Below are 9,787 nucleotides of genomic sequence, written 5' to 3' on the forward strand. Positions count from 1 at the left end.
TTGCTATGGTCCATTCAGGGCATGCTAGCCGGCCGTCTGAACGTGTCGATATCCATGCGCAGCATCGAGGAGCGAGCCACACGGAGGCGGTCGCCGTCGCTCCCGTTGACATCATTGCCATAGTTGCCTGGGATGACGATTCCTCTTGTCCGTCACCTGCCTGGGTCGCGCAGCGAGCTTCCCTTCTGGCCGACGCAGGGCTGGTCGCGAACGTTTCCGTAAGCGCGGAAACAGTCGCGATCGCACCATCAGCGTCGCCAATCGCCGGAGGCGAACTTCCGTGGCTCGACGGGCCCGATCGCCAGGCAGCACTCCAACGCTTCAGGTTATAGACACTCCGCGGCGCGTTGACGCTGCCATGCAGCCGCTTCCTCGAAACACAATGACATGAGGTATCCATGATGTTGAACCATCTGAGATGGATTCTGCTGCTCGTGCCAGCCCTGGCACTCTTGCTCGCCGCTTGCGGCGGTGACACGGATAATGCCGCCGACTCAGTGTCGACTTCAACACCGGCCGAGACAGTAGCCACAAGCACCACCATGCACCAGGGCCACTCGATGACAGCGCCCGAGGGCGGAGAAGATGCCGACCTGCACTTCATCGACGCGATGATCGTTCACCACCAAAGCGCCGTCGCAATGGCCGAGGCGGTCAAGGACTCGGCCGAGCACCAGGAGATTCGCGATGTCGCCACCGCGATCATCGCGGCTCAGGAGCGCGAGATCGAGCAGATGCGCAGCTGGCGCGACGCATGGTTCCCGAGCGCGCCAGAGAGCGACCTGTCGGCCATGATGGACATGCCCGGCATGAACATGTCTGACGCGGACATGGAGATGCTGGCGCAGTCCGACGCACCGGACGAGATGTTCATCGACATGATGATCCCGCACCACGAGTCAGCCATCGATATGGCGAAAGAGATTCAACAGACGACCGAGCGATCGGAACTGCAGCAGCTGGCAGCGGAGATCATCACAGCTCAACAGACCGAGATCGACCAGATGAAGGAGTGGCGAGCGGAGTGGTTCGGCGAGTAACGCCACCGCGTGCTCCGTCTTCAGCCCAACTGCGACACATGGCTCTGCGGATTCGTTCCGCGGGGCCATGTGGATACCCAGGTCGGCAGCCTCGTCAGATACGTCAGAAAGCACGACGCTTCCTGCTACCCGCCATATGGATCCTCGTCAGGCGATGCTCGACGGGGAGATCCCTTCTCCACGTAACGACCGTCCGTCACGAACAACGTTGACCTGCGCTACCTGCCCTGCGGCTGCTCATTGACCGCGAAGCTGAACACGTCCGGGCGCGCGTAGTGGCCGACCGGGTCGAAGTCAAAGCGGGATGCTGCGAGATCGTCGCGGTCGAGGTCGGCGTAGAGGATGCCTTCTTCACCGTAGAGCGGACCAGCCAGATAGCTACCGAGCGGCGAGACGATCGCGCTACCACCGCGGCACATCTCCTCCGGCGCTTGCTCCAGATCGCTGAGCGCCTCCGGCCCGAGGTCGCCTGGGTACATGCTTTTCGTCACGTACTGATTGCAGGACAGCACGAAGCAGCGACCCTCCAGCGCGACGTGCTGCATCGTCGCCTGCCAGGCATCGCGCGCGTCAGCCGTCGGCGCGATGTAGATCTCGACGCCCTTGGTGTAGAGCGCTGTCCGCGCCAGCGGCATGTAGTTCTCCCAGCAAATGAGGCCGCCGAAGCGGCCGATCTCCGTCTCGATGACAGGCAGTGTACTGCCGTCGCCCTCACCCCAGATCAGGCGCTCGGATGCCGTCGGCTTCAGCTTGCGGTGCTTGCCGAGGATCGCACCGTCCGGCCCGATGTAGAGCAAGGTGCAGTAGAGCGTGCCGCCGATGCGGTCGCGCTCGATCACGCCGATCGCCACCCAGACGCCAGCCTCGCGCGCTGCCTGGCCAAGCCGGTCGGTCGCCGGAGATGGGATCTCGACAGCGTTATTAAAGTAGCGAGCGAACAGTCGCCGCCCCTCGTCGCTGCGGCTGCCGACGAGCGCGCCGAAGCTGAGACCGCGAGGATAGGCCGGCACGAACGCCTCGGGGAAGACAATGAGCCGCGCACCGGCATCCGCAGCCTCGCCGATCAGCCCGACCGCCTTCTCGATCGTCGCCTCGCGGTCGAACAGCACCGGTGCCGCCTGCACGACGGCGACTCGCGTCGGATTAGCCATCACCTCACCCCGTTCGCACGTATTCCCACAGTCATAGATCGCTGCCTGAGCCCATGCTACCATCGTGCAAACACACCAATTTCCGGAACCACGTCTTCTTTAGCATTCAGTCCTGGAGGTTCCGATGAGCATGTTCAGCAGTGGCATTTCCTACGAGCCATATGTCGGGCGCTGGAGCCGCATGGTCGCCCCTGAGCTGCTGCGCTGGCTGACGGTCGATCAGGGCGCGCGCTGGCTGGATGTCGGCTGCGGCACTGGCGCGCTCACCTCTGCGATCCTGGCCATGGCCAACCCGCAGTCCATCACCAGCATCGATCGCTCGGCAGCCTTCCTCGCCCACGCTCGCACGATGATCAACGACCAGCGCGTGACCTTTCGCAAGGGTGACGCACAGGCGTTGCCGGTCGATAATCGAGCGTTCGACGCCACCGTCTCCGGCCTGATGCTCAACTTCCTGCCCGATCCCGACCGTGGCCTGGCCGAGATCGTGCGGGCCACTCGCCCGGGTGGCGTCGTCGGCATCTACGTCTGGGACTATGCCGGCGGGATGGAGATGATGCGCATCTTCTGGGACGCAGCAACCGCAATCGATCCCGACGCCGCCACCCACGACGAGGGCAGTCGCTCCTTGTCGCTCTGTCATCCCGACGAGCTGGAACGCCGCTTCCGCGCCGCCGGCATGACCGATGTCGCCGTCCGCCCGATCGATATCCCAACAGTCTTCCGCGACTTCGACGACTACTGGTCGCCCTTCCTCGGCGCACAAGGCAGCGCGCCAGCCTACGTCGCCACCCTCGACGCCGACCGCCGCGACGCCCTCCGCGACCTCCTGCGCCACAGCGTCCCACTCGCCAACGACGGCAGCATCCACCTCACCGCCCGCGCCTGGGCAGCGCGTGGGGTTGTTGGGGAGGGGGCAGGGAAGGGAAGCTGATCCTTTCGTACATTGCTCAGCAACAGTGGGATTCATGCGCTGCGCAATTCGTATATCTTTCGTCGCATCACGCGCTGCGACCGGCCTGATTGTGTCTCCAGACGGAACGGCTGGCAGCCAGTAGTGCTGTGACGTGGATGCACAACACGGCGGCTCGTGTACAATCCGTCATCGTACCGACGTATACAAGGGTTCCAGACGCCGTACAACTTAGAGGCTTGGGGAACCGACGGCTTGGTGGGGGAGAGGGGCCGATGGTTCGGTATATCGCGCAGCGACTTGTGTCGCTGATTCCCGTCCTGATCGGGATTTCGCTGGTGACCTTTTTTCTGATCCGCCTCGTGCCGGGCGATGTCGTTGACCTGATGCTCGGCAATGAGACGACGATCGACGAGGGCCGCCGCCAGGAGCTGCGGAAAGTCTTCGGGCTGGACGAGCCAATCTATGTCCAGTACGTCAACTGGGCCGGCGACGTCATTCGAGGTGACCTCGGCACGTCACTCCGCACCGGCCAGTCGGTGCGCGGCGAGATCTTCTCGAAGATGCCGGTGACGATTGAGCTGACCATCTTCTCGGTCATCATTGCACTGGTGATCGCCATACCGGCCGGCATTATTGCCGCTGTCAAAGTCGGGTCCGCTGCCGAAGCGGCTGCCCAGGGCGTCAGTCTGCTCGGGCTATCACTGCCCAACTTCTGGCTCGGCACACTGCTGATCCTGGTGACCTCGCGCTACTTCCACTGGTTCCCGGCAGCGAACTACGTGTCGTTCGTCGATGATCCATGGAAGAACATCCAGATCTTCATCCTGCCGGCCATCTCGCTCGGCGCTGCACTGGCGGCGATCACAATGCGCATGATGCGCTCGTCGCTGCTGGAAGTGCTGCGGCGCGAGTACATCACGACGGCACGCGCCAAGGGGCTGTCCAACAAGACCGTCATCTCGCGCCATGCCATTCGCAACGCAATGATCCCGGTCATCACCGTCGTCGGCATCCAGATCGGCCGCCTGCTCGGCGGCGCGATCATCATTGAAGAGCTCTTCAATCTGCCGGGCATGGGTCGGCTGGCGATCGACGCGATCGAGCAGCGCGACTACCCGATGATCCAGGGGGTCGTGATGGTCACGACTATTGCCTTCGTGCTGATCAATCTCGCGGTCGACATCTTCTACTCCTACATCGACCCACGCATCCGATATTCATGATCAGACGACGAAGCCGAACCGACGCACAACAGGCCTCGACCGCGAGGAGGAGCGCATGAGCCAGAGCCAGGAGATCACCCCATCAGCCCTCGGTGACGCCAGCATGCCGAAGACGCGCTCGCTCCCCAGCCGGGCATTGCGGCAACTGCGCGGCAGCGTCAGCGGCAAGATCGGGCTGGCGCTGGTGCTGCTCGTCATCATCATGGCAGTGTTTGCGCCGATCATTGCGCCGCACAGTCCCTACACGATCCGCAACGAGCACCGGCTGCTCGGGCCAAGCTCGTACTACCCGCTCGGCACCGACGAGTTCGGGCGCGATATCCTGAGCCGGATCATCTACGGCGCACGCATCTCGTTGCAGGTCGGCGCGATCTCGGTGGTCATCGCCCTGATCGTCGGCGGCATCCTCGGCCTGATCTCCGGCTTCTACGGCGGCTGGACCGATACGATCATCAGCCGCCTGCTCGACATCGTCTTCGCCTTCCCGGACATCCTGCTGGCGATCGCCCTGCTGGCCGTGCTCGGTCCGGACCTGCGGAACGTCATGATCGCGATTGGTGTCGTCTACACACCATCGTTCGCGCGTGTCGTGCGGGGACCGGTGCTGTCGGTCCGCTCGCAGGAGTATGTTGAGGCGAGCCGCGTCATCGGTGCCAGTGCCGGACGGACGATGTTCCGCCACGTCCTGCCGAATGTCACCGCGCCACTCATTGTGCAGGCGACGATCGCGTTCTCGTTTGCCATCCTGACTGAGGCGGCGCTGTCGTTCCTGGGCCTCGGCGCGCAGCCGCCAGAACCGTCGTGGGGTTCGATGCTTAACGCTGGCAAGCGCTTTATGGAGCTGGCACCCTGGATGGCGATCTTCCCCGGCCTGGCGATCATGATTGCCGTCCTCGGCTTCAATCTCGTTGGTGACTGGCTGCGCGACGTGCTCGACCCGCGCACTGCATCGTCCCGTTGATCAGTGTGAGAAGGGAGATCAACCCGCAGACACGCACTACAGAACCATCCTGCTCTCTCGCGCGCCTGGCCGGCCGCGACAGATAGTGAATCGTACAGAGGAGTGATTTCGATGAGCGATCGACAAACTCGCATCCTGGACCAGTTGGTCCGTCTGCGCAATGATGGCCGACTGAGTCGTCGCCAGTTCGTCAAGCTGACGAGCGGTGGTGTCGGACTGGCCGCGATGAGCGCCGTCGTGGCCGCTTGCGGCAGCGAGCCGGAATCCGCTGCCACAGCGACGACGAGCGGCTCCAGCGAGCCAGCCGCGACCAACACGGTTGAGACCTTCAGCGGCGGCAGCACCGGCCTGGCGACGAAAGAACCGACCGCTGAGGCGACCGCCGAAGCAACGGCAGCCGCGACCGAAGCGGCAGCCACTGCCACCACCGGCACCGCATCTGGCACACCGAAGATGGGTGGCAAGCTCATCTCGGCGCTCGACACCAACCCGGTCGGCATCGACCCGCACACCGGTTCGAGCTTCGCCGGGCAGATGGTCTTCGAGCAGGTCTACGACACCCTGTTCGAGTTCACGCCGACGCTTGAGATCGTCCCGGCGCTGGCCACCAACCTGGAGGTCATCGACGACCTCACCTACAAGATCACCATCCGCGACGACGCGACATTCCACAACGGACGCAAGTTCGTTGCGGAGGACGTGAAGTACTCGATCGAGCGCGCAGCCGACGCCAGCATCGGTAGCGTCCGCGCCGCCTGGTACACCCCGCTCGACGGCATCGAAGCACCGGACGAGACGACCGTCATCGTCAACCTCAAGAGCGCGTTCGCCCCGCTCGTCTCCTACATGGCGATGCCGGGCTCGGCGATGATCCCGCGTGAGGTCGTTGAGGAGCACGGCGACCTGACCGCCGTTGCGGTCGGCACCGGCCCGATGATGCTGGAGAAGTTCCAGAACAACGAGTACGCGATGCTGAAGAAGTTCGCCGACCACTGGCGCCAGGGCATCCCCCTGGTCGATGAGCACGAGATCCGCATCGCGACCGACGAGCAGTCGCGCGTCGCCGCCATCCGCGCCAAGGAGCACGACTTCTCGCGCATGTTCGACCCGCAGAACGCCTGGACCCTTGAGAAGGAGGGCTTCAAGCTGTTCAAGGGTCTGACGGCATCGCGACCGCTGACGATCATCAACTGCCGCCAGGGACCGCTGGCTGACAAGCGCGTCCGCCAGGCGCTCTCGTGGGCGATCGACCGCCAGGCTATGATGGAGACGACGATCTTCGGTGACGGCGTGCTCTCCGGCTACATCCCGGTCGCCGACGAGACCTGGGGCGTGCCGGTCTCCGAGTTCGAGCCGTACAGCGGCCCGGATCTCGACCGCGCCCGCTCACTGCTCGCCGAGGCCGGCTATGCAGATGGCTTCGAGTGCGTCATGAAGGCATCGCCGCAGTACGCGTTCGACTTGTCCAACGGGCAGATCATGCAGCAGCAGCTGGCAGCCATCGGCGTCAACATGAAGATCGAGCAGCTCGAGTGGGGCAACCTGCTCGACACCTATCGCTCGACCCGTGACTTCGACCTGCTCAACATCATCCTGACCTACAGCCCGGATCCGGATGGCTATATGTACGACCTGCTGCACAGCGCGTCGACAACGAACCACCCGGGCATCGCCGATCCGCAGCTCGATGATCTACTGGAGCGCGGCCGCACGACGGTCGACCTGGAGGAGCGCAAGAAGATCTACCGCGAAGCGCAGCTTCTGCTGGAGAACGATCTCTGCCCGATCCTGACGACCTTCGAGTACAACCAGTACTGGCCGGCTCAGCCGTTCGTCATGGACTACAAGACCATCCCGTCGATCTCGCGCATCTACATGCGGGACATCTGGCTCGACAAGTAAGACCGGGGCCAGGGGGTAGAATCGAACGGGACGGGCAGCATACGTGCCCGTCCCGTTCGCATGATCTCGGGAGGCTGGCAATGGAGCTCGTGGCCGATCCCCGCGAGCGGGTGGTGATCGATCCGGCGGTCGTCAGCCCCGGCGCGATGTACCACCTGATGAACGCCGCGATCGCACCGCGACCGGTCGCCTGGGTATCCACGCTCGCGCCGGACGGCACACCCAACCTCGCACCGCACTCCTACACGACGATCTTCTCGACCGATCCAGCAATCGTCGGATTCGTCTCGGTCGGCCGCAAGGACTCGCTGAACAACTGCGAAGCGACTGGCGAATTCGCACTCAACATCGCCAGTCAGTCACTGATCGAGCAACTGAATACGACCGCCGCCAACTTCCCGCCCGAGGAGGACGAGTTCGGCTGGGCCAGTCTCAGCCGCGTTGCCTGCGACCTGATCACCGCGCCGCGGGTCGGTGAAGCGCCGATCTCGTTCGAGACGCGCGTGGTGACGACGCAGCCGGTCGGTAATTGCTTCCTCATCCTCGGCGAGGTCCTGCGCGTCCACATCGCAGCTGACATCTGGCACGACGGACGGATCGACCCGACGCTGCTCGACCCGATCCTGCGGCTGGCCGGCTCCGACTTCGCCCACCTCGGCGAGACGTTCACTCTCCGCCGCCCGACCTGGCAGGATGTCCAGAACCACACTAATCGAGAGGAGTCATTGTGAACGCACCGCAGCCACTCACCGGCTATCACCACCTGACGATGGTCACCCGCGACGCACTGCAGAACGTGCAGTTCTACCGCGACCTGCTGGGACTGCGGCTGGTCAAGAAGACAGTCAACTTCGACATGCCGCAGACCTACCACCTGTACTACGGCGACGAATCCGGCACGCCCGGCACGCTGCTGACCTTCTTCGAATGGTCGAACGCGAAATCGCCCGGTCAGACCGGCTGGGGCGGCACCGAGCACATCGCGCTGACCGTCTCCAGCGGCGCGTCGGTTGCCTGGTGGCGCGGGCATCTGGAGCGCGAGGGCGTGGATGTATCCGATCCGTTCGACGACCACGGGCGACCCGCCATCCGATTCCACGATCCGGAGGGGCTGATCATCGAACTGGTCGCCGCGCCGGGCGAGCTCGTGCCGGATGGCGCACCGGCACTGCGGATTCCGGGCATCGAGATCGGCGCGATCGACCACGTCGGCATCCTCGCCACCGAGCGTGACACCGCCGTCATCTACTACGAGCAGCTCCTCGGCTTCACGCTGCTCGGCGAGCAGCCCAACCCGCTCGACGCCGACCGCACCGACCTGATTTTCGAGCTCGATGATGACGAGGAGGGGCAGCGGCTCATCGTCACGCTCGTCGATCGCGAGACGACCGAGCGTGCCGTCGATGGTCCCGGCCAGACCCACCACGTCGCCTTCGGCGTGCCGGACGATCCGGCTGAGGTGAGCTGGCAGGAGCGGATCGAGTCAGCCGGCGTGCCATCGTCGGAAGTCCGCGACCGCCAGTATTTCCACAGCATCTACTTCCGCGATCCGGACGGCCACCTGCTGGAGATCGCGACCGCCAACCCCGGCTTCGCCGTCGATGAGCCAGCGGAAACGCTCGGCACAAAGCTGATGCTGCCGCCGTGGCTGGAGGAGCGCCGCGAGCAACTGACCCGTAGCCTGCAGCCGCTCGACGGTGGAGGCGCATGAGCCGACGCCAGATCCGCGCGGCGATCATGGTCGTCGGCGTCCTGCTCGCACTGGTCCTGCTGGTCGCGATCGCCGCCAGCGTCACCGGCCCGGCGCGCATCATCCTCCTCGCGCTGCTCGCGCCGGTGCTGGTATTTACCGTCCTCCTTGTCTGGCGCAGCCTCAGCGTGACCGGCGCGCAGGAGGCGCGCCGACAGGTAATGGTGGCGTCCTTGCAGCGCGACGGCATCGTCGGCGTGCTGGCCTGGCCACCAGCGCCGCGTTGGGATGAGCGCATCCACCGCACGTTCATCCTGCCGGCCGGTCGGCACCTGCTCGTCCTCGACCAGCGCACCGAAGCCACCCCGACCGGCGGCCGCGCCCGCGCCGCACTCGAGGCACTGCTCGGCCCACTCGACGGCCCGGAGCGCGCGGTGCTGGCGCTCGTCGAAGCGGACGGCGCGGTCCACGGCTGGGACATCAGCGCCATCCTGCGCCGGGTCGACGCCGGTGACGCCGCCGCAGACCGAGAGCTCTCCGAGCTGGCCGCGCTCGTCCAGCAGCGCGCGCTCAGCTACCTGACCAATCTCACCTAACCACCATCATGCACTCGTGACAGATAGTCACAGTCATGGTATCCTGATCTGTACGTACACGGTGGATGTTCAGGTGGGGGCGACCGATGGTGCAAGCACGGCGAGCGGGACGAGCAATGTACGGCTACACCGTTGATGAGGTGTCGCGGTTCCTGCAGTACGACCCGGCGGCTGTGCGCTACTGGCTCCGCACCGGCCACCTGGCCGGTGCCTTCGACCCCGCCATCAACGACTGGCGCGTCACCGCCAACAACCTGGTCATCTTCCTGCGGCAGTCCAGCGAACCGATGCCCACCGGCGTCGTCATC

10 protein-coding genes are annotated in these 9,787 nt (G+C 64.6%); 9 read left to right on the forward strand and 1 reads right to left on the reverse strand.

Annotation, left to right across the window (positions count from 1 at the left end; genetic code table 11):
- Positions 1–434: 434 nt before the first annotated feature.
- Positions 435–1,040, forward strand: a complete 606-nt coding sequence (locus M9890_14460; GenBank protein ID MCO5178154.1) for a DUF305 domain-containing protein — start codon at positions 435–437, stop codon at positions 1,038–1,040.
- Positions 1,041–1,258: 218 nt separating this feature from the next.
- Here the strand turns inward: M9890_14460 and M9890_14465 are convergent, their stop codons facing one another.
- Positions 1,259–2,191 (reverse strand): carbon-nitrogen hydrolase family protein, encoded by a 933-nt coding sequence (locus M9890_14465; protein ID MCO5178155.1) that lies wholly within the window; start codon positions 2,189–2,191, stop codon positions 1,259–1,261.
- A gap of 124 nt (positions 2,192–2,315) precedes the next feature.
- Between M9890_14465 and M9890_14470 the strand changes: the two genes are divergently transcribed.
- From M9890_14470 to M9890_14505, 8 genes are all read left to right on the forward strand, one after another.
- Positions 2,316–3,125 carry a methyltransferase domain-containing protein gene (locus M9890_14470; GenBank protein ID MCO5178156.1) on the forward strand — a complete coding sequence of 270 codons (810 nt, stop codon included), beginning with the start codon at positions 2,316–2,318 and terminating at the stop codon, positions 3,123–3,125.
- Positions 3,126–3,379: 254 nt separating this feature from the next.
- The gene (locus M9890_14475) at positions 3,380–4,330 is read left to right on the forward strand and encodes an ABC transporter permease (protein MCO5178157.1); all 951 of its coding nucleotides are present in this window, start codon (positions 3,380–3,382) and stop codon (positions 4,328–4,330) included.
- Between the two features lie 55 nt (positions 4,331–4,385).
- Positions 4,386–5,291, forward strand: a complete 906-nt coding sequence (locus M9890_14480) for an ABC transporter permease (protein ID MCO5178158.1) — start codon at positions 4,386–4,388, stop codon at positions 5,289–5,291.
- Positions 5,292–5,402: 111 nt separating this feature from the next.
- The gene (locus M9890_14485) at positions 5,403–7,193 is read left to right on the forward strand and encodes an ABC transporter substrate-binding protein (GenBank protein ID MCO5178159.1); all 1,791 of its coding nucleotides are present in this window, start codon (positions 5,403–5,405) and stop codon (positions 7,191–7,193) included.
- 80 nt (positions 7,194–7,273) lie between these two features.
- Complete coding sequence (locus tag M9890_14490) at positions 7,274–7,924, forward strand: flavin reductase family protein (protein ID MCO5178160.1); 651 nt, start codon at positions 7,274–7,276, stop codon at positions 7,922–7,924.
- Positions 7,921–8,904 (forward strand): VOC family protein, encoded by a 984-nt coding sequence (locus M9890_14495; protein ID MCO5178161.1) that lies wholly within the window; start codon positions 7,921–7,923, stop codon positions 8,902–8,904. Before M9890_14490 ends, M9890_14495 begins: the two co-directional genes overlap by 4 nt.
- Positions 8,901–9,479 (forward strand): hypothetical protein, encoded by a 579-nt coding sequence (locus M9890_14500; protein MCO5178162.1) that lies wholly within the window; start codon positions 8,901–8,903, stop codon positions 9,477–9,479. The genes M9890_14495 and M9890_14500 overlap by 4 nt, the downstream gene beginning before the upstream one ends.
- An 86-nt stretch (positions 9,480–9,565) precedes the next feature.
- Positions 9,566–9,787: helix-turn-helix domain-containing protein (locus tag M9890_14505; protein ID MCO5178163.1), on the forward strand; the 222-nt coding region annotated here is incomplete at its 3' end.

It is taken from the genome of Thermomicrobiales bacterium, assembly GCA_023954495.1.
Taxonomy (GTDB): domain Bacteria; phylum Chloroflexota; class Chloroflexia; order Thermomicrobiales; family CFX8; genus JAMLIA01.